This is a genomic window from Hymenobacter glaciei, from assembly GCF_039539585.1.
In the GTDB taxonomy this organism is placed as follows: Bacteria; Bacteroidota; Bacteroidia; order Cytophagales; family Hymenobacteraceae; genus Hymenobacter; species Hymenobacter glaciei.
This window is the reverse complement of record NZ_BAABDK010000025.1, coordinates 166,231-190,768: the sequence shown is the minus strand read 5'-3', so window position 1 is coordinate 190,768 and position 24,538 is coordinate 166,231. Positions and strand designations below refer to the sequence as shown.

Annotated in this window: 30 protein-coding genes, 1 tRNA gene and 1 pseudogene; 18 read left to right on the top strand and 14 right to left on the bottom strand. The window is 52.0% G+C overall.

Going from position 1 to position 24,538, the window contains the following annotated elements; genetic code table 11:
• Nucleotides 1-39 precede the first annotated feature (39 nt).
• The 8 genes from ABD837_RS16145 to ABD837_RS16110 form a co-directional block, all read right to left on the bottom strand.
• Complete coding sequence (locus ABD837_RS16145) at nucleotides 40-1,602, bottom strand: TlpA family protein disulfide reductase (protein WP_345056522.1); 1,563 nt, start codon at nucleotides 1,600-1,602, stop codon at nucleotides 40-42.
• Nucleotides 1,603-1,621: 19 nt separating this feature from the next.
• On the bottom strand, nucleotides 1,622-3,364 hold the full coding sequence (locus ABD837_RS16140; protein ID WP_345056521.1) for a M56 family metallopeptidase: 1,743 nt from the start codon (nucleotides 3,362-3,364) through the stop codon (nucleotides 1,622-1,624).
• 2 nt (nucleotides 3,365-3,366) lie between these two features.
• The gene (locus tag ABD837_RS16135; RefSeq protein WP_345056519.1) at nucleotides 3,367-3,735 is read right to left on the bottom strand and encodes a BlaI/MecI/CopY family transcriptional regulator; all 369 of its coding nucleotides are present in this window, start codon (nucleotides 3,733-3,735) and stop codon (nucleotides 3,367-3,369) included.
• Between the two features lie 168 nt (nucleotides 3,736-3,903).
• Nucleotides 3,904-4,335, bottom strand: coding sequence for a hypothetical protein (locus ABD837_RS16130; RefSeq protein WP_345056517.1), 432 nt, complete (start codon nucleotides 4,333-4,335; stop codon nucleotides 3,904-3,906).
• Nucleotides 4,336-4,397: 62 nt separating this feature from the next.
• Nucleotides 4,398-5,654 carry a TCR/Tet family MFS transporter gene (locus ABD837_RS16125; RefSeq protein ID WP_345056515.1) on the bottom strand — a complete coding sequence of 419 codons (1,257 nt, stop codon included), beginning with the start codon at nucleotides 5,652-5,654 and terminating at the stop codon, nucleotides 4,398-4,400.
• Nucleotides 5,655-5,765: 111 nt separating this feature from the next.
• Nucleotides 5,766-6,419, bottom strand: coding sequence for an alpha/beta hydrolase (locus tag ABD837_RS16120; protein ID WP_345056513.1), 654 nt, complete (start codon nucleotides 6,417-6,419; stop codon nucleotides 5,766-5,768).
• A 100-nt stretch (nucleotides 6,420-6,519) separates the two neighbouring features.
• Nucleotides 6,520-6,939 (bottom strand): hypothetical protein, encoded by a 420-nt coding sequence (locus ABD837_RS16115; RefSeq protein WP_345056511.1) that lies wholly within the window; start codon nucleotides 6,937-6,939, stop codon nucleotides 6,520-6,522.
• Nucleotides 6,936-7,139, bottom strand: coding sequence for a hypothetical protein (locus ABD837_RS16110; RefSeq protein ID WP_345056509.1), 204 nt, complete (start codon nucleotides 7,137-7,139; stop codon nucleotides 6,936-6,938). The genes ABD837_RS16115 and ABD837_RS16110 overlap by 4 nt, the downstream gene beginning before the upstream one ends.
• 5 nt (nucleotides 7,140-7,144) lie before the next feature.
• Between ABD837_RS16110 and ABD837_RS16105 the strand changes: the two genes are divergently transcribed.
• Nucleotides 7,145-7,217, top strand: a tRNA-Met gene (locus ABD837_RS16105).
• 706 nt (nucleotides 7,218-7,923) lie between these two features.
• Here the strand turns inward: ABD837_RS16105 and ABD837_RS16100 are convergent.
• Nucleotides 7,924-8,085 (bottom strand): hypothetical protein, encoded by a 162-nt coding sequence (locus ABD837_RS16100; protein WP_345056508.1) that lies wholly within the window; start codon nucleotides 8,083-8,085, stop codon nucleotides 7,924-7,926.
• Nucleotides 8,086-8,207: 122 nt separating this feature from the next.
• Entirely contained in the window at nucleotides 8,208-8,969 is a 762-nt protein-coding gene (locus tag ABD837_RS16095) for a HesA/MoeB/ThiF family protein (RefSeq protein WP_345056506.1), read from the bottom strand.
• Nucleotides 8,970-9,500: 531 nt separating this feature from the next.
• Here ABD837_RS16095 and ABD837_RS16090 point away from each other — a divergent pair.
• The 10 genes from ABD837_RS16090 to ABD837_RS16045 all read left to right on the top strand — a co-directional run bounded on the left by ABD837_RS16090 (nucleotide 9,501) and on the right by ABD837_RS16045 (nucleotide 16,324).
• Nucleotides 9,501-9,791, top strand: coding sequence for a hypothetical protein (locus tag ABD837_RS16090; protein WP_345056504.1), 291 nt, complete (start codon nucleotides 9,501-9,503; stop codon nucleotides 9,789-9,791).
• A gap of 17 nt (nucleotides 9,792-9,808) precedes the next feature.
• On the top strand, nucleotides 9,809-11,770 hold the full coding sequence (locus ABD837_RS16085) for an adenylate/guanylate cyclase domain-containing protein (RefSeq protein ID WP_345056502.1): 1,962 nt from the start codon (nucleotides 9,809-9,811) through the stop codon (nucleotides 11,768-11,770).
• A 218-nt stretch (nucleotides 11,771-11,988) separates the two neighbouring features.
• Entirely contained in the window at nucleotides 11,989-12,321 is a 333-nt protein-coding gene (locus ABD837_RS16080; protein ID WP_345056500.1) for an NHLP leader peptide family RiPP precursor, read from the top strand.
• 222 nt (nucleotides 12,322-12,543) lie between these two features.
• Nucleotides 12,544-12,876: an NHLP leader peptide family RiPP precursor gene (locus ABD837_RS16075; protein ID WP_345056498.1), complete on the top strand. Its 333-nt coding sequence runs from the start codon at nucleotides 12,544-12,546 to the stop codon at nucleotides 12,874-12,876.
• A gap of 66 nt (nucleotides 12,877-12,942) precedes the next feature.
• Entirely contained in the window at nucleotides 12,943-13,167 is a 225-nt protein-coding gene (locus tag ABD837_RS16070) for a hypothetical protein (protein ID WP_345056496.1), read from the top strand.
• 11 nt (nucleotides 13,168-13,178) lie between these two features.
• Nucleotides 13,179-13,574 carry a hypothetical protein gene (locus ABD837_RS16065; RefSeq protein ID WP_345056494.1) on the top strand — a complete coding sequence of 132 codons (396 nt, stop codon included), beginning with the start codon at nucleotides 13,179-13,181 and terminating at the stop codon, nucleotides 13,572-13,574.
• Between the two features lie 153 nt (nucleotides 13,575-13,727).
• Nucleotides 13,728-13,952, top strand: a complete 225-nt coding sequence (locus tag ABD837_RS16060; RefSeq protein WP_345056492.1) for a nitrile hydratase subunit alpha — start codon at nucleotides 13,728-13,730, stop codon at nucleotides 13,950-13,952.
• 23 nt (nucleotides 13,953-13,975) lie between these two features.
• Nucleotides 13,976-14,335: a class IIb bacteriocin, lactobin A/cerein 7B family gene (locus ABD837_RS16055; protein ID WP_345056490.1), complete on the top strand. Its 360-nt coding sequence runs from the start codon at nucleotides 13,976-13,978 to the stop codon at nucleotides 14,333-14,335.
• A 24-nt stretch (nucleotides 14,336-14,359) separates the two neighbouring features.
• A complete protein-coding gene (locus ABD837_RS16050; protein ID WP_345056488.1) occupies nucleotides 14,360-14,719 on the top strand; it encodes an NHLP leader peptide family RiPP precursor in 360 nt (119 codons plus the stop codon).
• Nucleotides 14,720-15,109: 390 nt separating this feature from the next.
• A complete protein-coding gene (locus ABD837_RS16045) occupies nucleotides 15,110-16,324 on the top strand; it encodes a cupin domain-containing protein (RefSeq protein ID WP_345056486.1) in 1,215 nt (404 codons plus the stop codon).
• Nucleotides 16,325-16,643: 319 nt separating this feature from the next.
• Here the strand turns inward: ABD837_RS16045 and ABD837_RS16040 are convergent, their stop codons facing one another.
• Nucleotides 16,644-17,429, bottom strand: coding sequence for a response regulator transcription factor (locus tag ABD837_RS16040; RefSeq protein WP_345056485.1), 786 nt, complete (start codon nucleotides 17,427-17,429; stop codon nucleotides 16,644-16,646).
• Nucleotides 17,430-17,493: 64 nt separating this feature from the next.
• Nucleotides 17,494-18,756 (bottom strand): carbohydrate-binding protein, encoded by a 1,263-nt coding sequence (locus ABD837_RS16035; RefSeq protein WP_345056484.1) that lies wholly within the window; start codon nucleotides 18,754-18,756, stop codon nucleotides 17,494-17,496.
• Nucleotides 18,757-19,337: 581 nt separating this feature from the next.
• Here ABD837_RS16035 and ABD837_RS25045 point away from each other — a divergent pair.
• From ABD837_RS25045 to ABD837_RS25025, 5 genes and pseudogenes are all read left to right on the top strand, one after another.
• Nucleotides 19,338-19,853: a DUF4158 domain-containing protein gene (locus tag ABD837_RS25045; protein WP_425554356.1), complete on the top strand. Its 516-nt coding sequence runs from the start codon at nucleotides 19,338-19,340 to the stop codon at nucleotides 19,851-19,853.
• A gap of 77 nt (nucleotides 19,854-19,930) precedes the next feature.
• Nucleotides 19,931-20,230 carry a hypothetical protein gene (locus tag ABD837_RS25040; RefSeq protein WP_425554354.1) on the top strand — a complete coding sequence of 100 codons (300 nt, stop codon included), beginning with the start codon at nucleotides 19,931-19,933 and terminating at the stop codon, nucleotides 20,228-20,230.
• A 112-nt stretch (nucleotides 20,231-20,342) separates the two neighbouring features.
• Complete coding sequence (locus tag ABD837_RS25035; protein ID WP_425554353.1) at nucleotides 20,343-20,807, top strand: hypothetical protein; 465 nt, start codon at nucleotides 20,343-20,345, stop codon at nucleotides 20,805-20,807.
• A gap of 78 nt (nucleotides 20,808-20,885) precedes the next feature.
• Nucleotides 20,886-21,698, top strand: a pseudogene (locus ABD837_RS25030) (Tn3 family transposase); the annotation flags it as partial.
• Nucleotides 21,699-21,861: 163 nt separating this feature from the next.
• Nucleotides 21,862-22,251 carry a Tn3 family transposase gene (locus ABD837_RS25025; protein ID WP_425554352.1) on the top strand — a complete coding sequence of 130 codons (390 nt, stop codon included), beginning with the start codon at nucleotides 21,862-21,864 and terminating at the stop codon, nucleotides 22,249-22,251.
• A gap of 193 nt (nucleotides 22,252-22,444) precedes the next feature.
• Here ABD837_RS25025 and ABD837_RS16025 read toward each other — a convergent pair whose 3' ends face one another.
• Nucleotides 22,445-22,696 (bottom strand): hypothetical protein, encoded by a 252-nt coding sequence (locus ABD837_RS16025; protein WP_345056483.1) that lies wholly within the window; start codon nucleotides 22,694-22,696, stop codon nucleotides 22,445-22,447.
• A gap of 14 nt (nucleotides 22,697-22,710) precedes the next feature.
• Nucleotides 22,711-22,995, bottom strand: a complete 285-nt coding sequence (locus ABD837_RS16020) for a transposase (RefSeq protein ID WP_345056481.1) — start codon at nucleotides 22,993-22,995, stop codon at nucleotides 22,711-22,713.
• A 158-nt stretch (nucleotides 22,996-23,153) separates the two neighbouring features.
• On the opposite strand from ABD837_RS16020, the gene ABD837_RS16015 reads away from it, so the two are divergent.
• Nucleotides 23,154-23,762 (top strand): hypothetical protein, encoded by a 609-nt coding sequence (locus tag ABD837_RS16015; protein WP_345056479.1) that lies wholly within the window; start codon nucleotides 23,154-23,156, stop codon nucleotides 23,760-23,762.
• A gap of 62 nt (nucleotides 23,763-23,824) precedes the next feature.
• Nucleotides 23,825-24,478 carry a helix-turn-helix transcriptional regulator gene (locus ABD837_RS16010; protein ID WP_345056477.1) on the top strand — a complete coding sequence of 218 codons (654 nt, stop codon included), beginning with the start codon at nucleotides 23,825-23,827 and terminating at the stop codon, nucleotides 24,476-24,478.
• Nucleotides 24,479-24,538: the final 60 nt, after the last annotated feature.

The window sequence follows — 24,538 nt, the reverse complement described above, 5'->3', positions numbered from 1 at the left end:
ATGCATAAGCATCAGGGCTTGCTATTATATAGTTGGAAACTACAGCCGCTTCAGTCGCTCGCGTAGCTGCTGGTACAGCTTTTCGCCGTCGCTGGGGTGGTAGGCGCTGGCCTCCACCAGCTGGCCGCTTTTGTCGAACAGCATGTAGCGCGGGATAAAGGGAATGACCGACTTAAGGGACTCCTGCACGGCCGGCGAGGCCAGGTAGTGGTAGCCGCGCAGGCCATTCTTGGCCGCCAGTGCCGCCCACTTCCCGCGGTAGCCGGGCTGGTCGACCGAGATATACAGCACCTCAATTCCGTTCTTGCTGGCAAACTCGTGCAGGCCGGGCTCATACCGAAACTCGGCGATGCACGGCCCGCACCACGAGGCCCAGAAATCGACGAATACCGGCCGGCCCGCAAACTGCTGGCGCACCAGCGCTGCCAGCGTCCGCACCGTATCGAGGCCCGGTGCGGGGGCGAAGGCCAGGGCACGGGTGCCCGGGGCAAGTTGGCCAAAGGTCTGGTTCTGGCTAGCCACGACTGGGGTAGCCGGGGCTCTGGGTAGCGCCCTGGCGATGATGGGCACGTAGGGGCTGGCCGGAAACATTCGGCGATAGTCGGCAAACACCCGGGCAAAATCGGCTGCGCTCATAGCGTTTAAGGACAGGGCCGTGAGGATGACGTTGCCCATTGCCTGGCCCTGGGCCGCGGCGGGCAGGTAGTCGTAGCGGGCCATTGCCGAGTTCACCTGCGCGAACTGGGCGGCGTAGCCGGCCCAGGCGCGGGCCGTGGGGGCCGGGCCGGGCAGCCCGCCTTTCTCGCGCAGGGCCGCTACCATGCCCTGGTTGCTTAAGGGCGAGGCCTGGTAGCGCGGCAGGCTGGGGTCGTACTGCGTGCAAAGGGCCACTGCCAGCTGGCGGGCTTCGGCCAGCGGCATTTGCAGCGCCGGGTTGGCTTTGTCGGGGGCTTTGAAATAGCCGACCAGCGTGTTGCTCGACCAATAGAGCAGGCGCTGCTCCACTTCGGCCGTGAGCACGTCGTAGCAGCGCTGGCTGATTTGGCGCTGGCGCAGCGCGGTGAAGAGCAGAGCCTTGGGTGCGGTCATCTCGGCTTGCAGGGAGGCCAGGGCGGTTTTGGCAGTAGGGGCTTTAGCCAGCACGTTGGCAATGCGCTCGCCGTCGGGCGGGCCGCCGTTCAGCAGCTTGCCTTGCTCGATGAGGTTGTTGGCTGCTGCGTTGGTGCCACCGAAGATGACGGTGGGCGGTGCATTGCCCACGCCCGGCTTCAGCGTGAAGGTGACGTGCGCGCCGGGCTCGACGAACGACACCCCGTGCGGCACCACCTTGCCCCCGTAGCGCACAAAGCCCGCTTCCGCGTGCCGCAACCGGTAGCTGAAACGCCCACCGCGCACCACACACTCGTTGGGCCCATCCGTGAAAAAGTAGTTCATCGGCACGCCGGGCATTGCCTCAAAAATGGCAATAGTAGTCGAGTCCGGTACCTCGCTGAGCTGGCCCGCAATAGTGGCCGGTACAGCTTTGGGGACGGTTTTTTGAGCGCGCAAGGGCCCGGGGGCCACGGCCAGCGCCGCCCCAAGCAAAGAAATCCAGAAATTCATGCGACGGAAGGAAGGGTAACTATTTCAGGTAGCTGGTGTAGGATTCCGAAACAAACTGCCCGGCCCCATCAAACAGCAGGTAGGCCGGCCGCCGGCCAATCGCCACCTGGGCCTGGTAGCGCGTGGCGCCGCCGTCCGGGGCGGGCACTTCCGTTACGCCGAGCAGCCGGGCCGCCGGGTAGTGCTGGGTAATGTAGGCCAGCGCCGGGGCCGCCAGGTAGGGCACACTGGCCGCTGCTGGCATTGGAGTAGCAGTAGCGGCGGGTACAAACGCTTTCTCCGTGCCCGCGCCCACTTTCTCGTTGAAGCCGCGCACATCGGCATCGTTTTGCTTGGCGATGGTCGTCACCACGACTACCCCATCGGCGGCCTCAACCCCGAACCGCTGGCGGGCCTCCGCACCCTTAAATACGCTGATGTTGGCAATGTTCTTCGGCCCGATGTTGTTAATATCGCCCGCGTAACGCTGGCCATCGAGGTACACTATTGGAGCCGGCTTGGTATGGGCGGGGCCACTGCTGGCCGCACGTGCCGCCGGCCCGGCTATGACCCTAGATGCGGCTTGGGCCAGCTGGTTTGGCCCGGTTACCAGCTCCTGCCTGCTATTGAAATACAGCTTGTGTTTCGCGCCGTTGCTGGTTGTGATGCTGGCGTAATACTGAACGTGCAGCGCTTTTTCCGAAGCTCGGTCGGCTGCAAAATAGCCCCTGATGGTGCTACCCGGGTAGGTTTTGGCGAGGTAGGCCTTGATGCCATCCGGCAGTTGAGGAGAGGCCGGGTCTACCGCCGAACCTATCTTGGCAGAAGCCTTGTGAGTTGGGGCGCTATCCGCGGGCACGGCAACGGCCTTGGCTGCTGGCACCCCCACAGGCGCACCGCTTTGCGCGCGGGCCCCCGAAATGCCCAGAGCCACGGCCAGCACCAATGGCCCGGCCACAAAATAGCGGGCCAGCTGCCCGGAGGTTGAAAGCGGCGTATTCATCATAACAACGCGGGTTTTTAGGCTTGGAAATGTGAAATGGGAGACGAGCGAAGGGCCGGCTGGCGCGTGGCTCAGGCGCAGCAAACTGTATTGGTAAGCGCGCCGGTCGAGCCCGGTAGCGAGCACGGCCTGGTCGGCCAGAAACTCGAGGTTGTCGAGCAGGGCGCGGCGCAGCAGCCACGCGGCCGGGTTGCACCAGGCGGCCGCCAGCCCTAGTTGGGCCAGCAGCACATCGAAGGTGTGGGCCTGGCGCACGTGCACCTGCTCGTGGCGCAGCACGGCGGCCAGTTCGGGCCCGGGGTGTTGGTCGGGGTTGAGGTAGATGCTGTGTGCAAAGGAAAACGGGCTGATTTCGCCCGTCAGCACCCGCACCGCCAGCCCGCCCACCACGGCCGGGCGCGAGCGCCGCCGCAGCTGCGCCAGCGCCAGCAGCTGCACCAGCAACCGGGCCAGCAGTACGGCGGTGCCTGCTGCATACAAGGCCACTCCCACGGCTGCCCAGTCGACGGCTGGCGCACTGGGCACCGCCGCCGCTACTGAAAAAGCCTCCGCGTTTCCCACCACAGGAACAAGGACGGCGGGAGTGGCCTCGGCCGGCAGCAGCGCCGGCACCGGCAGGGCCGGGTACAGGGCCGCGAACAGGAGCGCCAGCACCAGATACACCCGGTTCAGCGTGAAAAACGTGAGCCGGCGCAGCAGGCCGAAATACGCCGCCACAAACAGCAGCAGCACTCCGTTGGCCTTCAGCAAATACAGGAGAATGGAGGTCGACGTGGCCATAACTACTGCTCCTTCTTGCTTTCGATGAGCCGGATAATCTCCTGCAAATCAGCCGCGCTGATTTTCTCCTCCTGGGCGAAAAACGAGACCAGGTCCTTGTAGGAGTTCTGGAAATGGTGCTGCACCAGCGTGCCCAGCGAGCGGCGCTGGTAGTCGTCGGCCGTCACCACGGGCACAAAGCGGTAGGAGTTGCCCAGCTTTTCGGCGCGCACGTAGCCCTTGCGCTCAAGGTTGCGCAGGGTGCTGGCCAAGGTAGTGTAAGGTGGAGGCGGGGCGGGCAGCGCGTCGAGCACGTCTTTTACAAAGCCCCCGGCAGGCAGTGGCCAGAGCACGCGCAGGGCATCTTCTTCGGGTTGGGTAAGGCGTTCCATAACAACTTAAGCTTGGCGGATACGATGATGTCGTAAATCTACGAAAGTTTCGTAGATATAATAATCCAGTAGGAATAAAAAGGTTAGTTATAAAACCAAAACCCCATTTCCAAGCTGGAAATGGGGTTTTGGTTCGAAATGAATTGATGATGGGCCGGCCGTAGGGTGTTAGCCAACCGGCGCATCGGCCGGCCGCGCCTGCAGCCACTGCATGGCCGCGCCTTCGTCTCCAAAGAAAGAAATGGCAAAGGGCTGGCCGTCGTAGTATTCGGCCGAGACAAAGTCGGGCTGACTCACGATAGCCTCGTGCAGGACGGGCCCCACCAGGTAGGCTACGTAGAGGCGGCCGCCCAGGTGGCGGGCCATGCCAGGAAAGAAGTCCTGCAGCAGCCAGCGCGTCGTATGTGGGTCGTTGAGGGTGCGGCGGCGAATGTCCTGAAGCCAGAAGCGGCAGCCATGCTTCAGGGCCAACTCCTGCACTTCCTTGTACACGGCTGGCAGTTCGTGGGGGTCGGGCTGGTAGCCCCAGCGGCCCACCAGAATGTTGAGGTCGGGGCGGTAGGAAAGTTGCAGCAGGGGCGGGGAAGCTTCGGCGGACATAAGGAAAGGGTAAGCTGAACGGGTTGCACCTACGCAAGTAGAGTGGGGCACGGTTGCCGCCGCTAGTGGGCCGGCGTCGGCTCCGCTAGCGGCTGGCTGAGGTTGGCAGGTGGGTGTTTTTTTAGAGAATAATAGGCCAGAGCCACGCTGGCCAAGGCCAGTACCGCGCCCAGCAAATAAGGCGCGCCCGGAAACTGCACCGGCGCGGCGGGTTTGGTGAAGTAATGAAATAATCCCGTCATCAGCGGCGGGCCTACCATGCCGGTGGCACTTACTAGGCTGGTGAGCGCGCCCTGCAATTCGCCCTGCGCGTTGGCGGGTACCTGAGCCGAGATGGTGCTTTGAAGCGCTGGCCCCGCAATGCCGCCCAAGCAGTAGGGGGCCAGAAACGCCAGCATCAGCCAGCCGCTGGGCGCGAAGGCAAACAGCACGAACCCCACCGTATAGCACAGCAGGCCCACCACAATGGCGCGTGCCGCACCTAACTTCGGAATAGCTACCCGTACCAAGCCACCTTGTACCAATCCTGAAAACAGGCCCACCACCCCTAACGAAATGCCCACAAAACCTTCTGTCCAGCCAAATTTTAGCATCGTGTAAAACGACCAGACGGACTGCGTGGCATGTCCTGCCAGATAAATAAGGACCAACGCCGCTACCAAGCCCAACGTGGCCGGGTAGTTGCGCAGCCGCAGCAGCGAAGCCACCGGGTTGGCCCGCGCCCACTGGAACGGCCTGCGCAGGTTGGCCGGCAGCGACTCGGGCAACACGAAGTAGCCGTAGGCCACGTTGCACAGGCTCAGCCCCGCCGCTACCATAAATGGCACCCGCGCCCCAAAACCAGCCAGCAGCCCGCCAATAACCGGTCCGATAACGAAGCCCACGCCGAAGGCTGCACCCACCAGCCCGAAGTTCTGGGCCCGCTTTTCGGGTGTGCTGATGTCGGCAATGTAGGCCGTGGCCGTGGTGAAGCTGGCGCCGGTGATGCCCGCCAGCACCCGCCCCACAAACAGCCAGGCCAAAGTGGGCGCAAAGCTCAGGAAAATATAGTCGAGCCCCAGTCCCAGCAGCGCGGCCAGCAGCACCGGCCGGCGGCCCAGTTTATCGCTGAGCCCGCCCATCACGGGGGCGAAGCAGAACTGTGCTGCTGCGTAGGCAAACGTGAGCCAGCCCGAATACACCGCCGCCCGGCTCAGGCCCTCACCCGTCAGCTGCTCGATGAGCTTGGGCACCACCGGAATGATGATACCCAGCCCAATCACATCGATGAGGATGGTGACGAAGATGAAAGCGAGCGCGGGCGGGCGTTTTTCGGACATAAGCGAAGTGGAAGACCAACGGCCGGAAGCCGGACCACAAAGGTACCGGGATACCAGGGGTATGAAAGAACGTCATGCGGAACGCAGTCGAAGCATGACGTTCTTCAGCAATTATGCCCCTGCCAGGGCCGCAAGCGGCAGCGGGCCGGTTGCATCCACTTGGACCTGCTGGGCGCTCAGGCCCACATCCAGCAAGTCCTGCATCAACCCTTCGCTGGCAGCCTTGGGCAATGAGGCATCGGTTATCACCAGTACGGGGTGCTCGGGCAGGGCCACCAGCGTCGCGCGCCGGTCGATTTCGGACGGAAACACCGGGGCCACCAGAACGAGGCGCTCGTAGGCGCGGCCGTTGCCGGCCAGCCAGCGGCAGGCTGCCGCGGCGCCGTGCCCGTAGCCCAGCACCGTTACGGGCGTATCGGGTGGGCAGGCGGCCAGCACCTGCGCTGTCAGCGCATCGAGGTAAACGGCCAGGTCGGTGAGGTCGGGTAGCAAGGTTTCGGCCGCAAACCAGGCCGCGTCGGTACGCGGGGCCGCATCAATAACACCATCGGCGTTGGCATCCTGGGGTTGCTCGTAGCGGCTCAGGGCCTCGGGCAGCAACAGCAGTCGGTCAGGAATAGCGTGGTGTTGCAACTGGGCCGCGAGTTCAGCCAACGGCTGGCCGTGGCCGTGCAGGCACACCCACACCTGGGAAGTGGTCGGCCCGGCCTCGCCCAGGCAGAGGTAACGGGCCGTGCGGGAGGTTGTAAAGTTGAGCGGCAGCATAAGCGGGCAAATCAGGGGTAAGGCGCAGACTATTCAGGAGCTGCGGCCTATACGCATGCCCGGCCGCTTGCGCCGCCCTGGCTGGGTTCTGCCCAGCGAACTACTCCACTATGTCGGCCCGCAACCAATCAATGGCCGCGTTTTCCTCAACAAACCGGTTCCCGATAAAGGGCTTGCCCTCGAAGTAAGACTCGGGCGGAAAAGCTGAGTCGGCGGCGGCATCGCGCAGGTACACGGGCGCCAGCAGGTAGGCCAGCCGGCTGCGGCCACCCAGCATGGGCTCCAAGCGCGGCAGCAGGTTGGTCACCATCCACTGTGCGCCCACCTGGTGGGTGTTGAAGCGGCGACGCACGTCAATCAGCCAGCGGCGGCCAGCGCCAACTTGGGCAGCAGCCAGCATTTGCTCGTAGCCGGCCTGCAACTCGGCTAGTTCTACCGGTCGCAGCCAGCGGGCCACCAGCACATCCAAATCGGCCCGGTAACTAATGTCCAAAAAATCCTCCACCCGAACTGGGTTCATGCGCACTGCTCTGAAATAGAAACCATAAAGGTAGCGTTGGCTGGCTCGGTAGCCGCCAGGGCCAATCTTCCAACCGTTGGCTTACCGGCCCCCAATAATCCGGCGGCGGCCACCGGGTTCAGAAAAAACACCCCGGTAAAGTAAAAAAGCCATGCCAAGCCTTGTTTCAATAAAAACTTCTCGTACCTTTGCAGCACCAAAACAGTGCGGGGTGGAGCAGTTGGTAGCTCGTTGGGCTCATAACCCAAAGGTCACTGGTTCGAGTCCAGTCCCCGCTACCTAAAAGGCCGTTTCCAATCAGGAAACGGCCTTTCTTTTTGTTCGTAGGACAGTACATAGGACAAATCCAGCTTTCCTGTTAAAATGTCTGGAGTAGGTGTTCAGCTTAAAGCCCACTCTCAATCCGAGTCCAACACGCCTCACGAAAACCTCATTGCCTTGCGCAATGAAGGTTCTTTATATGTATGCCCTTGGTCTGCGTTGGGAAGTATAGTTTCTATGGGATGTGATGGCAAACCTAGACGACCGTGGCTGTTACAGAACTCTCTTATTCGCTTCTTCCACCTATTAGTCGAACCAAGCCGCGAGCAAAAAGACGTATCCGTGCGCTTCTGTCCACCTTGTTGAGGGCGAAGCCACCGCTAAAAGCGCCCGACGGGGAGTTCTGCAACAGCCACGACCGTTTAACTGAACTCCGTTGGAGCTATTTCCAGCGCTCATTAATGGCCTCCCAAAGCCCCAGCGGCGGCATGTCGGCCCACTTCGTGCCGCCCAGCTGGGAAGGAGACGTGAGTGTTCCAGTTATCCTCCGAACCCCTGCAGAACTAGCAAGAGGGACGTTTCTAAATATTGGTAGCTACAGGGAGCCAGGCGTGGGTTTAGACTGTGCAGATAATCCAGAAAGGGCGCCCTTGGCAAGTCGGGAACCGCCTCCAAAAGGAGCTTTGGCTTGGCTAGCCGGTTCGTTGACCAGTCCACGCCAATTTACCAAGCGGGCTTTTCAGGATGAAACAGTTCCAAGAAGCCTTCCGGCTGTGTTGCTACCTCCATCGAGAGGCCCGTCAGGGTATCTAAACCCGCAACGATTTGGGCCGGGTGGGGTGGGTCGAGAAAGTATACGTCGTAGTGACGGATGCCAATGGCCATGGCCGAAAGCTACACACAGCCCACGTACCCAAATGCTCGTATACCTTCGGACCGTCTACATAAGAATAAAACAGGGTTGTCACCTTGGGTTTCACAATTATTTGGAAGTCCCATTCGTGATTCTAAACAGCACCAGCGTCCCAGATTGTGGTCAGATAGAATTCCGGGAATTTCTTCACCGATCTTCCCGTGACAAGATCGAAGATTATCTGCGTGCAGACTCCCGCTGCTAACCAGGAAGCTATTGACAACTGGGGGGGAGAAAGTTGCTCTTCTTCTGCCTTGTACTTTCTTATCGTTTCATCGAGCCATTCCTGTGGACTGTTCTTGAGTCTCATGTAGTCTGATACGTGCTGCACAACACTTAGCTCATTGAACGGCCGATCGGCTAGTCGCAAGGAATCCAGACCAATGTCCCCAGTAATGACCATGACCAGGGCACTCCATCCCAAATTATACGGGTGCAAGACGGGGATGTCGTGTTCCTGGCATACGCTGTCGAATAACAGAGGGACATCCGACGTGAAGTCCAATGCATTTATGGCTATCGTGTGGCCTGGCACGAAGTCCTGAATGGTATCGGGTGTTATGAAACAGTTATAAGCGGTGATTTTGGCGTTGCTGTTGATAGCAATCAACCTGTTTTTCAGAGCTTCTACTTTAGGGATTGCTAGGTCTGACTCTATGTAGTTCTGCCGGTTGAGGTTAGATAGCTCGACCACGTCGCCATCAATCAGCGTGATGGTTTCAAAGCCAAACCGCACTAGACATTCGGCGATCACACTCCCAATGCCCGCCCCACCCAGCAAGATTGGTGTGGCTTGTATCAGGTTTTGCTCCTCCCTTGTCAGGTAGATTCGATTTCGAATATAACGCTGTTTCACGATTCGTATGAATGAGTTTACGTACTTTGTTTCGGCATCCGCTCCGTAAACCGACGTATTCCCGCATATGCATGGGTTTTATCGGTCTATTTGTCAGTTATAGCGCAAAAAAAAGAAATAATTTTGTTCCGCAATCAATCGAGCTTTCGTGAATGGGAAAGAGCCGTTGAGTGATGAGACGCCAATTGCACGATTGTAGAGTGTTTTATTGGTCTTGGCAACAGCACCAACGACGGCCAATCCTGCGGTCATTACCTGCCAACTATCAACATGTTGAGTACCCTTTTTAGACTCTCATGCGCCTGCAGAGTGCAGGTTTTTAAAACCAATTGACGCGATGAAAGGCAACAAGATGCAGAAAATGAGCAGCAAAGTGTCGCTAAAACAACAAAAGATGACAATAGCAGCAACAGGATTCCTTACCGAGATACTGACTGTACTCCTGATTGTAAGCTTTTTCTCGTGGTATAAGTAAGGATTTACTTCTTTAGTCATCGTTTCGTTTGCGCTACTCCCCATCGTGCTCCTGAATTGGAAAAACCTGAATGTGATAAAAGAAGAACGTATTTCTCGAAACGAAATGATGTGAGAATCATAAATGTATTGTCAATAAATAATCAATCACATAACCCAACAAAACTTATGGAACGGATAAATGATCAATTTTCTCTGCAGAAATTGGCTAAAAAAGTAAAAGAAATAGTAGTTGTTGATCAAACAGATCCTTCTACACAAAGCACAGAAGATGTGGAACTGAGTGAAGAACAGTTGGATATTGTATCTGGCGGTTTAGATAATGGGATTCTGATACTCAAACCGTGAGAATATTTCAGATATGTATGTTAGTGCTTCTCCTGGTTCTTACAAAAGGACCAGGAGAATTGCTATATGCGCAATCTGATTCCATACAGCTCAATAACAAGGCAAATTCTTTTAATAGCCAAGCATCAGTCGACAGTCTTTTTAGTCTTGGCGAAAAATGTTTACATTCTCAAAAATACGAGCAATCGCTGTTGCTTTTCCAAAAAAGTATCAAACTGTATGCCCTCGCGGATAATTACAAAAAAATAGGAGATTGCTTCAACTACATTGCAGTAATAAATTATTTCCAAGGCGACTATTCCAAAACAATATTCTTCTTCAAGAAGAGCATTGAGTCATACAAAAAATCTAGATATAAAAAAGGAGTGGCATCACTTCTAAATAATATAGGCAGTGTGTATAATACCTCTGGAAACTATCTCAAAGCATTAGATTACTACAGGCAAGCTATTGTTATGTTTGAGGAAGTTGGAGAGAAGGAAAATCTGGCTGTAGCTACTCAAAACATAGGACTGATCTACATGCAGGGTAAGGACTACAAGAATGCGATGGAATACTTTCGCAAATCTTATGCTCTTCATAGGAAGTTGAACAACCGGAAAAGTATTTGCGAAACCCTAATATCAATAGGGGATTTGTATGCCAAAGAAGGAAAGTACGATAGTGCTTTCGAGAATCTTACCAAAGCATTACAAATTGCAGATGAGGAGAAGGATAAGCAATTGCAAATCACAGCACTCGCTAGTTTAGGTGATTTGTTCTGTAGTAAGTCAGACTACAAACGAGCATTGCCATACTACACTCGTTGCTTAACCTATTCAAACGAAGTAGGCAGATTGCAGTACCAAAGTGAATCGCAGATTGCCATTGGCGGCATTATGCATATGTTGGGAAAGAACAGGAGTTCATTAGTAAAATGCCAAGATGGATTAAGATTGGCCGAAAAACTGGGATCTATGTCCCAAAAGAAGAGTGGATGTGATTGTCTGTATCAGACACATAAGTCATTAGGTAACAACCAGCAGGCACTGCGCTATTATGAGCAAGCCAATGCATACGAGGACAGCTTGAACCTAGCGGAAACGTCCAATAAGATAATGGGCATGGAGTTCCAGAAGCAGCAGTTGGTCGATAGCATTGCTTACGTCAAAAAAGAATACGTCGTTCAGCTCAAGCACAAAGAGGACGTACGGCGCAGAGAGAAGAACAGAAACATCATCGTCATCTCGCTGTGCTTTGTGCTCCTGATTGCGGCTGGCTTGTGGAACCGGCTAACCTATACCAGAAAGGCAAAGTCGGCATTACAAACCGAGAAGGACCGATCAGATACTTTATTACTAAACATCCTTCCGGAAGAAATTGCGGAGGAACTGAAGGAAAAAGGCAATGTGAGTGCCCGGGATTATGATCTGGTGTCGATCCTGTTCACCGACTTCAAGTCATTCACTCAGACCGCCGAGAAGATGACTCCCCAGAGCTTGGTCGAGGAAATAAATATATGCTTCAAAGCATTCGACCTGATTACAGAGAAATACCAGATCGAGAAGATAAAAACCATAGGTGACGCCTATATGGCGGCAGGGGGCATTCCCAAGGCGTACAAGAACTCAACCAGAAACATTGTGTTGGCCGGACTTGAGATGCAGGAGTTTATCAGGGATAGAGCCATGGAGGGCCACCGGACAAATCGCCCAGCCTTTGAAATGAGACTGGGCATCCACGTTGGGCCGATCGTTGCCGGGATCGTTGGGGTGAGGAAGTTCCAGTACGACGTATGGGGGGACACGGTCAATACGGCCAGCCGGATGGAGAGCAGCGGCATGGTCGGGAAAGTAAATATCAGCGAGACGCTGTACCAGGTCATCAAAGACGAAGACTGCTTCTCATTTGAATACAGAGGCTACGTCCAGGCGAAGGGCAAAGGTGAGGTAGCCATGTACTTCGTAGAGAAGTGCTGCGTAGCTCAGGTCGTGGCCTAACTAGGTTAAACTCACTTTTTTATCGCTTTACTTGGCAGTTTTGTAGATAATACCCTCGGTATGTTTGTATTATCAAACGTTACTAATATCGAGAACGAGAAATAAACTCGTTCTTATTGCTAGAAAATAGCAAGAAATAAAAGTTGACATTTTCGACAGTTTTTTTGGCAAATTTATAAGAAAATAATAAGTCAAATTTGTATCATAATAATTAGAAGATGGAACAGAGAAAACAAGATATTATAGAAGCAATCATATCTAAAGCCTGGGAAGATACCAGCTTTAGAACAGAGTTACAGGCAGACCCGATAAAGGCGATAGAGAAGCTGACCGGAGTTAAAGTTGTAATACCGGAGGGGAAGAGTTTGGTAGTTACGGACCAGACCGACCAATCTAAAATATACGTGAACATACCGGTAGAGCCCGAGGTGGAGAACCTGGAGCTAACGGAAGAGCAACTCGAAGCAGTAGCGGGTGGCGGGCATAAAATCTGGACTGATTTTGTCGGTAGTTTATTTCCTTCATTAGAACAATGTTTAATATATAAATAACATGTTTTCAAATACTTAAAATACAGTATGATATGTTAGAGAATACAGTATGATATGTTAGAAATAAATACTCATTTTAATTCAACTGTTTGATAATAAAATTTATAGAAATGCAATGCTGAGTAGCTTTTCGGATTTTGGATAATCAGCGCCCTAACAATTACAACGACTCTCCACTCAATTCACCCTTTTAACAATCAACCATTTTTAACAATCAACCACATGGAATTTACACAAAGTCAAAGTGTGTACGCTGAAATCGTACAAAAAGCTTGGGAAGACCCTCAGTTCAAAGGCGAGTTGATGGCCAATCCCGCCGAAGCCATTGAGAAAGCCACAGGCCACAAACTCAACCTGCCCGCAGGCAAGACCCTGGTAGTGCGCGATCAGACTGATGAATCCACAGTGTACATCAATATTCCGGCTATGCCAAACACGGAGGATGTCGAGTTGAACGAAGACCAACTTGAAGCCGTGGCTGGGGGGCATGGCGGTTTGGATCCATCCATGCCACCTCCTTATTTCCCCACTGATCCTTTTGTCGATTACTTGTAATCTTTTTTCGTGGTCAAAACAATTGAACACAGCATAATAAATCATATACACTGATCAAAAAAGAGCATGAAAAATTCACTTAACAACAAGATCAAGGCGCTGAAAGAAGACGCAGGAAATCAGGATGAGTTCATGGAAAAACTCGCTGAGATCGATGAGGAAGGCCAACTTACTGATGATGTGCTGGAGCAAATCAGTGGAGGTGCTGACCCCATTAAAATTGGTGCTCTCATCGACCCCCCCGTACTGGGCATGTTTACACCGGATTTCGCGGCACCTCCAGAATTCTAAACGGGTACGTCATGGCTTCTCTACTCTGTCCCAGCTCGACTGCTAAGCCCGGTGCCGCTCTTTTTGGTATTCAGGATGCTACCGGCCATATTCAGTACCTCGAAGAAACAGTCATTGTTGACCAGACTTTCGTTGATACCGCCCGCCAGCAGGTCCGCCAGCCCGAAGAACGGTTTCGGTTTGCCAGCAACTGCGCTAAAACCGGTTGTGGTCACTGGAGTCCGCAAAACACCGGTTGCGGTCTTGTGGGTAAAATTGTTGAAGCCATGAACCGCCAAGCCGATGCGACGCTCATCGCGTGCGCCATCCGCGCCCGCTGCCGATGGTATCATCAGGAAGGAGCGAATGCCTGCGCCAACTGCGACGAAGTGGTACGCAACGTCCGAACGCAGGAAGTAATGGCGTAAGGTGGTGGTTTCGTCACGTAAATAAGCACTAGGAGATATTAGTGATATAGCTAATTCTGTAGTTGCCTCACTTGGCGTATTATTCACTACTCCTGTATTTCTTCAACTTCAATGAAATTTTAAATAGTTCTTAACCATTCAACAATCAACCACATGGAATTTACAGAAAGTCAAAAAGTGTACGCTAAAGTCGTGCAAAAAGCTTGGGAAGATGCCCAATTCAAACAAGAGTTGATGGCAAGTCCAGTAGAAGCAATTGAGAAATTGACAGGCGAAAAACTCAACTTGTCAGAAGGACAAACGCTGGTTGTAAGAGACCAAACCGATGAGTCTACTGTTTATATTAACATTCCTGCTCAGCCAAAAAATCTCGCATAAAATAAACTAAACATTTAATTATCATGACAACACTAGAACAGCAAAAACAAAGTGCAGAGTTAATTAAAACTTTGGCACATAAAGCGTGGGAAAGTTCTTCTTTCAAAGATGAACTAGTGAAAAACCCTGTATCTACCATTGAATCAGTCATGGGGTATAAATTAGCAGAAAATGCAAAAGTTATAGTAGAAGACCAAACTAATGCATCATTCTTTTTTCTAAATATACCAAGGAAACCCAATTTAGATGAAATGGAGTTGACCGATGAACAATTAGAAATGATTTCTGGTGGAGAGTTAGTAATAATAGCAACAGTCGGATTAGGTATTGCCTGTGTAGGCTTATTCGCAGCTGGAATAGCTATAGGTCAAGCAATAGATTAATAAACATTTAAAAAGACTAATAAAATGATTACGAAAGAACAACAAGTTAGAGGTCAAAAGTTGACAAGTGATTTAGTGCAAAAAGCATATGAAAATACACTTTTCAAAGAACGTTTGATCAGCAACCCGGCGGAAACAATTGAAGATTTTACTGGAAATAAATTGCAAAAAAATGTAAATATAGTAGTTGAGGACCAAACAAACTCAAACCATATTTACTTAAACATCCCAGCTAAACCAAAAATGGATGAATTAGAGTTGACAGATGAGCAACTCGAAATGATTGCTGGTGGAGAGTTAGTTGTAGGTGGAGTTCTTATCGGTGTCGCTGTTGGATGTGCCATTTTAGGTGCAGGTATCTGGGTTGGTACACAGCTGGATTAAATTATTTGATTAAGAAATCTGATGACATAAAATTAAATTTTGTCATCAGATTTTTTTTTCAGTCATTGTTAAATCTTTTTTAATAAATATGAATAATCTAACTCCATTTGTTTTTCTAATAATAGGGGTTTTGCTAATCCCTATTAGCTATGCGTTTCACAATGATACATTTAAGTTGTTTTTATTGGGGTCTTCCGTTTTATTAATATCGGTCAGTATCTTTTTATTTTTTATGAAAATAAAAAACAAAAAGATATAATTCGATCCTTGTTATATTCATGTAATTGTGAGACTTTTTTAAACAATTATAACTAACCTAAAATTTGAAAAGCTTACTTTTCGTCAAATAGTTTTTATAAAAAAAAGAACTTAAAACAAATAAAAAAGGCTATGGAAGCAAACACTGAAACTCAAGGTAAACTGAAAGAGTTTTCTGATTTAATTCAGCCAATCAGTATCGAAGATTTTGAAGCTCATTATTGGGAGAAACAGTTTATACATATCAACAGAAATAATCCTGATTTTTTTTCATCCTTATTCTCGATTGAGGACTTAGATAGTCTTTTAGAATATAATCGCCCTAGAGGTAATAGTTTAAGGGTTGTCAAAAGCCAGCAACCCATGAATCCCACTATTTATGAAAACCCTGACGGGAGCTTAAATTTGAATCAACTTTACGCGGCTTATGCTGACGGTTATACTATTGTAGTTAATGAGATTCAACGTTTTTGGGATCCAATCAAAATGCTTGTGGAAAATATAAGGAATTATATGAGCCACAATGCTGTAGCAAATCTTTATCTAACTCCCGAAAACGAAAAAGCTCTTTCTCCCCATTATGATTCACATGACGTTTTTGCACTGCAAATTTCAGGAGAAAAACATTGGATCTTGTATGATGATACTCATTTCAAAACACCACTTTTAAAAAGTTTTCAACCTGTTTTTCAAAGGGAGCATCTTACGGGTGCAAAAGAAATTACAATGCGAGCAGGGGATATTCTGTATATGCCACGTGGAGTTCCTCACGAAGCTTATACCACGGATAAGTCGTCAATGCACATTACTATTGGTGTTCACTCTACACAATGGATTGATTTCATTGCAAAATCGTTATTAAATTTAAGTCAAAAGCATATAGAATTACGCAAAGCACTCCCTATTGGATATTTAAAATCTAAAAATAAAAATTTATTATCTGCTGATACTGAATTAGATTTTATAGCCATTTTACAACAAGTTTTTCAGAAACATAACATTGAAGGTTCTTTGAATATATTAGAAGAAGAGTTTAGAACAAAAGAACAACCAAAACCAGATGGTCATTTTTCAAGTTTAGACAAGTCAAACCACATCAAATTAAATTCTTGTCTTTCAAAAAGAGATGGTGTAACCTCTAAAGTCACTAATAATATTTCTGGAGCAAGGATTCTATTTCAAGGAAACACAATAAAAGGACCTTCTCAAATTACAAATTCATTAGAATTTATATCACAACAAGAAGGTGTTTTCTCAGTTATTGATATTCCATTTTTAACTGACGAAAATAAATTGAAATTAGCGAAAAGGCTTGTTAGAGGTGGGTTGCTTAAAGTTGTCAATTAGTTACATATTAAGAGCCCATCCAAAAACGGGCGAGGAAATGTGAAAATGTGGAGTCAACCTATCTTGTGGATTGATCCGATCACAAGGGCGGTCCGGCAAAGTTTCCCCACCTGCTCTAGCTGGCTCCGCCCGACAAGCCCAAACCCAACTATTTTCCGCAGGTCTTCTTTGATGCCCTATCCACTTGAATAAAACACGCGGTTAACAGCGATAAATGCCTAATGATATGCCGCCTTAGCCTCGTACTACTATTACTATTACTATTGGATCAAACTTTGAAATGAAAAAGTATTTTAGTTCATATATATTGTAAAATATATCATGACTTTGTGGGCTTTACCTGCCAAAATATATTAAGGTTATTGTTTACAGCATAAGAGATGGCCTCAGTCATACTGTTTACGCCCATCTTCTCAAAGAGCTTTCTCCGGTGGAATTTAACAGTATCGGGAGATACGAAAATCATTTCAGAAATTTCATTGATTGTATGACCTCTTACGGACAGTTGTAAAATTTCCGTTTCCCGATCCGATAGCTTCATTTTCTGGTCAGGTCGCCATGCATTTTCCTGAATGTCGTATGTGTAGACCTTGTTCTCTCCACTCTTGTGAATTCTGATGTTACCTTCGGTTCGCTCAGATGAAAGTGAAACGACACACAATGCCTTCCAGATCTTTCCTTCGTCGTTGAAGAATATAGGAGTCAGTTTCTGATTGATTAATATTAGCTTTCCTTCTTGGTTTCTTAGATGGAAGTCGTATGATATTGAGTAATTACCGCGGTCTTCTAACTGGATTTTCTCGTAAAACTCAAATCCTACTGTGTTGATTTTCAGCAACAGCTCCAGGTCCTTCTCGGGAACGTACTTGAAGTAGTAGTTGTACCCCATTTCCTGCACCTGGATCGCGGTGTTGCCACACAAGAATAAAGGGTTATCGGAGACGTACTCAAACCCCTGTTTCATGTAGTCTATCACGTAGATACTACTGTAAGTAGCTATTGCAAAGGCCTTTACACAGTCCAGATAGTTGAATTGCTGTCCTTTTTCCTGATCGATGTCAGAAATGGTGTTGGCACCATTAAAAAACGCGCTTACGTCCTTCATCTTACTGCTTTAAGTTACATTCAGTGAAATCAAATATTGTATTACTTCATAAAATCTGGACAGTTCAGGAGGCCGTTATCAAGTAAATGTTTGTGAGCACACAAGTAAGAGTTTTTGCGAAGACCTGGGCCGGCGTTTGGCCGTTGAGCTCGTGGTGGGGGCGCTGGTGATTGGAGTAGGTGGAGTAGGCGTGCAGTTGCTCATAGAGGTGCTGGTCGTCAATGGCCAGGTTGAGGTAAACGCATTCCCAAGTGACGGAACGCCATAGGCACTCAATGAAGGCATTGTCATTGGCCCGGCCGCGCCCGTAGTTGCTGATTTGGCAGCCGGCAGCCAGCAGGGCCTGCTCAAAGGACTGGCTGATAAATTGGCTGCCCTGGTCGGAATCGAAGAGGGTGCGGTTGGTAAGTCCCGGTTCCAAACTGCCGAGTTGCGTCAGTTGTTGGTGGGCCAACCCCTCGCTGCTCGTACAGGCAGTCGCCGAAAAAGCGGAGGGCGCATTAGGCACCGCGTCGATTTTTCCTGCCGGCGTTGTGCTGGCGGGGTACACCAGCCACCCGTAGCGGGTTTCGGTGCCCACCGTTTGAGCGGTGTCATCGGGATAACCGCGCACTTCCCGCCGAATGCTTACCCCGCCCGTCAGGCCCCAATTGACGCCAACTTGGCCGCCCCGGTCGTCGACCCGCACGCCGCTGGCCACGTAGGACAACCCCACCGGCACCGCAATGCCATTGGCTTGCACCGTGTGCAGGGGCACGTAGAGCTGGGCCGTACTAGTGAATTTGTCGACGGAAACCTCTTGGGGCAACCACTCAGCTGTGGGAGCGGCGCCTAGGCTATAGCCTGGGCTAATTGCCGCTGGCTTCACTTGAATATAGTCGAGGTTAATCCACCCGTTGTCATCTGCGTCATGGCGCAGCATCACCGTATTGGAGCCGGCCCGCAGGTTCAACGGGACGGTATGGGTCGCCCAGGCCGCCCAGGAATTTGTGGAGGGGAATAGCGCTTGCGTCACGTCCGTGCCGTTCACGTAAATGCTCAGGCTTGAAGCGAATGGCCGGGCGGCCGCGTAGCGAAAATCCACCGCGTAGGCTTTGGACTCGCTTACCCAGATTGACGTGAAGGAGACGGAGGAGCCCGGCGTCAAGGCCCTGCCTCGCTGCGTGATATACTCCGCGTAATACACCCCAGCCGAATTGCCGACGCGAGCTCCCCCAGCTAAAGTGGCCGATTCTGCCTGGTAAGGCGCTTGCGATTGCCCATTACTGAATTGGCTGAAGCATAGTGCGGCCGCGAGTAGATACAAAGAGAATAAGCGTGCATTCATAGAGAGCCAATGGAAGGTGGCGGTCGGATAGGACATGGAATACCCTCAAGCAGCCTTGAAAGAGCCTCGGACGCGTGAAGGAGCCAACTGAATTGCCGAGTGGCAACAGTTGTCTAGGGACGATTCGTAAGGGGACAGCGTGGACGCTGGTGTAAGAAGCAAAGGGCAGAAACGATGCTGTGCCAGAAGCTTGGGCACAGTCTCGCGAATCAATGCGGTCCTTTTGTGAAGTCCAACAAGGACGACCTTTAGGATCGCAGGCAGCTGGAAGCTGCAGCGGAACTACTGCGGCGGTGGAAGCGCCACAAGAGAAAGATAAATCACTATGCCGACGGAAGGACGGCCAATGGTGCCACAAATAAAATCTGCCGTTACCTAATATCCTAATATTTTTCCGGGTGGGCGAACCAATGGTTGAGGTCTTGTGAGTAGTGATTTACTAACTCACTACCGCTCGTTTATACCGTTGTTTCTTTTGAACAATCGCATACGGGTGGGTAGCGGCTAATTGGGCTCGTTCTGGCCAAATGGAAAGGAATCACCACCTTTAACCGACCGATTTTCCCACGTTCCCACTACCCATATCTCGTCGTTCCACTCTATCGGCAACGGAACGGGAGCAACTCCTGGCGCTACCCGAAAGCCACGAGGAGTTCATTCGGCAGTACACCTTCAGTGAAGGCTATCTGTCACTGATTCACCAACACCGGGGCCCGGCCAATCCCCTGGGGTTCGCCGTGCAACTCTGCTACATGCGCATTCTAGGCGTGGTGCTGGGCATGGACCAGTTGCCGGCTCCCTCCGTGCTCGCTTTTGTGGCCACCAAGTTGAAGCTAGCGGTACCGGAATGGGCGGTGTATGGCCAGCGTGAGCAGACCCGGCGCAAACATTTGCGGGAACTGCAAGCGGCGTTTGGGTTCCAGACGTTTGGCTTGCCGCATTACCGGGGCCCCGTTCCGTGGCTGGCCGAAGTTGCCCAGCAAACGGATAAAGGCGTGGTGCTGGTCCAGGCCCTGATGGGGCACTTACGATGCCAAAGCATTCATTGCCGTTGCCGTACTCGAACGCTTCAGCGCGGAGGCTTTAACGCGGGCTAATCGCGGGCTAATCGCTGGCTAATCGCTGGCTTTACCAGTCGCTGACCGACGACCTAGCCCCGGAAACCCGGCAAGCATTGGAAAATCTGCTCACGCGCCGCGAGGGCAGCGCCCTAATCTGGTTGGCATGGCTGCGACAAGCACCGGCGGCCCACACTTCGCGGCAGATGCTGGAACACTTGGCCCGCCTGGCGGCCTGGCACCAGTTGGGCCTGCCGGCGGAGTTGGCGCGGCGGGTCCACCAGAACCGGCTGCTTAAAATCGCTCGAGGGGACGGGCAGATGACACCGGTCGACTTAGCCAAGTTCGAGCCGGCGCGTCGCCTGGCCACGCTGGTGGCCTTGGCCCTGGAAGGTACGGCCACGGTGCTGGACTAGTTGCTCGATCTGCACGACCGCATTGTGGGCAAGGTGTTCAACGCGGCCAAGAACAAGCACCTGCAGCAGTTTCAGGCCTCGGGCAAGGCCATTAATCAGCAGGGCCTGACCAATGTGCCTGTTCGGGCGCATTGGTCAGGCCCTGCTGACGGCCCGTACGACGGGTACGGACCCATTTGCGGTCATCGAATTGGTGCTATCCTGGGGGGAATTCACCGTCAGCGTGGGCGAAGCGCAACAGTTGGCCCAACCGGCCAATTTTGACTTTCTGCCCCGCGTGGTGGAGCATTACGCCACTCTGCGCCGATACGCTCCCGCGTTTCTGGCGGCCCTACCCTTGCGGGCTGCTCCAGCAACCCGCCCGCTGCTGGCGGCGCTTGATGTATTGCGTGGGATGAACGCGACAGGGGTGCGCAAGCTTCAGGCTGATGCACCGACGGCTTTCATCAGCAAGCGCTGGCAGAAGCTGGCGCTTACCGCGGAAGGACTGGACCGCCGCTACTGCGAGCTGTGCGCCTTGGCCGAACTTAAAAATGCGTTGCGCTCAGGTGGTATTTGGGTGCTGGGTTCGCGCTAGTTCAAGGACTTTGAGGGGTACTTGGTACCGGCGGAACCGTTTGCCGCCCTGCTCCAAGCCGGTGAACTACTATTGGCTGTGGAACCAAACGGGGAGCGGTACCTACAGCAGCGCCTTGCGCACCTGACCCAGCAACTGGAAACGGTCAACCGCCTAGCAGCAGCCGGCGGATTGTCGGACGCGAGCCTGACCGCGGCCGGCCTGAAAATTACACCCCTCAGTGCGGCCGTGCCGGACGCGGCCCAGGCTCTGATATACCATGTGGCCCGTCTGCTGCCCCACGTCAAGATTACGGACCTGCTGCTCGAAGGCGACGAGTGGACTGGGTTCAGCCGCCACTTCACCCACCTGAAAACCGGGACCCCGGCCAAAGACACGGCGCTGTTGCTGACGACCTTGCTGGCCGATGGGCTCAATCTGGGCCTGACGAAGATGGCCGAATCCTGCCCCGGCAGCATCCCCGCTAAGCTTTCCTGGCTCCAAGCCTAGTACATTCGCGATGATACTTAGTAGCTGGCTCTGGCCGAGCTTGTTAAGGCGCAGTTGCGCCACCCCTTCGCAGCCCATTGGGGCGACGGCACGACCTCTTCGTCAGACGGGCAGCGGTTCCGGGGTGGGAGACAGGCCGAGAGTACCAGGCACATTAATCCCAAATACGGGTCTGAGCCGGGCCAACTATTCTATGCCCACGTTTCCGACCAGTACGCCCCCATTAGTAGCCAGGTCATCAACGTCGGTGTGCGCGATGCGACCTGCGTGCTTGATGGGTTGCTTTACCACGAATCCAACCTGCGCATTACCGAGCATTACCCCGACACGGCCGGCTTCATCTACCACCTGTTTGCTGTGATGATGCTGCTGAGTTGCCGCTTCGCCCCTCGCATCCGCGATCTGAGCGATACGAAACTCTACGTGCCGCCGAACTCCCCGGCGTACGAGTTCTTACAACCCCCTTCTGGGTGGGACACTCAACGTGCGCCACATCTTGGCCCACTGAGAGGAAATTCTACGCCTGGCCACCTCCATCAAGAAGGGCACGCTGACAGCGTCGCTCATGCTTCGCAAGCTCGGCAGCTACTCGCGCCAGAACGGGCTGGCTGTGGCCTTGCACGAACTGGGCCGCATCGAACGCAGCCTGTTCATCCTGGACTGGCTGCAAAGCGTGGAGCTGCGCCGCTGCGTGCAGGTCGGGTTAAACAACGGCGAAGCCCGCAACGCGCTGGCCCGCGCCGTCTTCGTCCACCGGCTGGGCGAAATCCAGGACCGAAGATTTGAGCAGCAGCGCGACCGGGCCAGTGGCCTGAATCTGCTCATTGCCGCCATCGTGTTGTGGAACACGGTGTACCTGCAGCGCGCCGTGCAGGCCCTGCGCGCCCACGGCCAGCCCTTGGACGAAGCACTGTTGCCATACTTATCGCCCTGGGTTGGTAGCACATCAACCTGACTGGGGACTATTCGGGGCGCACAAAACGGGGCGCACAAAACGCGCGCCCGGAAAATTTAAGCCCCTGAGGCCCCTTTCAAGACCTTAACGTGCTATTATTCCGTTTTCTGAGTGGCCCTCTACAGGTAGGCCCACGCCCCCGAGGCCAGGGGCAAATAGGTGATATCGCTGACCCAGAACTAATTCGGGCAGCTCAGCACCGGCTTGCCGCTGCGGATGGTCCCACGCGGTGGCCCTCTTCCCGCAATTCGACACGCAGGCGACGGATGCCGTAGCGCTTGTGGTAGCAGGTAAAGGCCTTTTCCAGCGCCGCTTCCCACACCACGGGCGCAGCGCTGGTAGCGAGCGAGGGAGCTTGTTTGCGCCTAGCGTAATAGCGGGCGAGGACCACTTCCAATACCTGGTACAGTAGCCGTACGCGATAGATACTACGCTGCTGATCCATAAATGGGTAGCAGCTTAAAGCGTCGGTGGGCTGGCCAAAAAAATGGCGATGGCTTTTCTGGAAATCTCCAACTCTTGCGCCAGCCGCCGGTTGGCAGTGCGCAACTGACGCACTTCGAGTGCCTCGACCGGGGCGGCAGGCAGGGCGGGATGGGCGTCGCGCTGCCATTTGTAGAGAAGCTTGAGGTCTAGGTTCAAAGCACGAGCGGCAACTGGGATCGAGCGGCTCTCGGCGACCATTCGCAGGGTTTCCGTGCGTAAGGCCGCGTCATACTTACGGCATTTATCGGGCTTTCCCATAGACGGAAAATACCACCCAATTTTTTCTCACTCAGCTAGATCACCTCAAACAACGACTACAAAGTGTAGTAGTTCGTCCCTCTTTTCTATACTACAATATAGTGTAGTTATATCCCCTGTGGGCTAGGGTTTATTTGGGTCTAATTCATAGACTAAACATGAATATTACCCAGAATTATTTAGGGCAGTTGGAGTTGGGACTACTCAGTGAGTTGGCAGCGTTTGTAGTACAGGAGAACTTCAGCCATCACTCCGTATCATGTCCAGAAGTGGAAGTACAACGTGATGTGCATAATATCTACTGTGAAGAGTTGCACCATCTCGAAAACTCTAGTTTTTACATTGCCCGAGATTCATTCGGTACTATTCAGGGCTCCATAAGACTCACCAAGTGGGACTACAAAGCGGAGTTGCCCTTACAAAAGATCTTCGACATTAATCCGATTGACACCCTGGACTGCGCTAAGAAGGCACCGACTATCTGGCACATCGGCCGGTTTGCTACGCGCAAAAGCAATACAGACAAGACTATGTTCAAAAAACTCATGGTCCACGCTGTTACACCTATCTGTAAGGAGGAAGATAGTGTAGCCTTCGCTGAATGTGACAGTAAGCTGTTGAGAATCATTAACATCCTTGGTATCGAGACCCGGGTGATTGGCAAGTCGGTGAATTACTTGGGGTCAGAGACTATTCCTATCTCAATAAGTGCCCAGGGGCTGAGCAAATTTTACCATAAAAATAAAGATCTGGTGAGAGTGGAATAGTATATCCACGCAAGTCATAACAGGGTGAACGAAGTCTACTTACAACTAAAACTGTCACAACAATGAATCAGGCAGAAAATCTAGTCATCGACTGGGATGCTCCCAACCTTTTAGATCAGCTCGTTCGGAACATCAAAGCTCCTTTGGAGAACATTGCAGCTGCGGGGAGGAACAGCGACGAATACAACAAAGAAAAAATAGAAGAAATAATATTTTCAAGCACTAAGGAGATAAGTGATATCATAGAAGCAATAGTGGCAAAGAATAAAGCCAGATCGCTTAGTCTAACCCATGAAAACCGTCCCGATATATTTGAAATTTATGAGTCTAACGAGAATGTTAGACAGATGTGTATGGATACGGTAACTCCTCAAAAAGTGACAAAGGTCGATCGGGAGTGGTTAATGATTCTCGAAAAAGAGGTCTATGACAACTTAAGTAATAATTTCATGAATTTGTATGAACTGTCATTTAGAATGGCCGTGAGCGAAAGGCAACTGCATAGAAGAATTTTGAGTCTGGTGGCCTTAACCCCTAATAAATACATTCGCATATTGCGTTTGCACAAAGCAAAGCAGATGATTGATAATTTTGTAGAACATTCCATTCCACAGATCGCCTACGCAGTCGGCTATAACGACGTTCATTACTTTACGAAGCTGTTTGCGAGTCAATACAGTGTTTCTCCAAAAGAACTCGTGGGTTCTATACGATAAAATGATGTCGGGTTCACATTTAAAGCAAGCTATTTTTGATTTGACTGTAAAACCCAACCA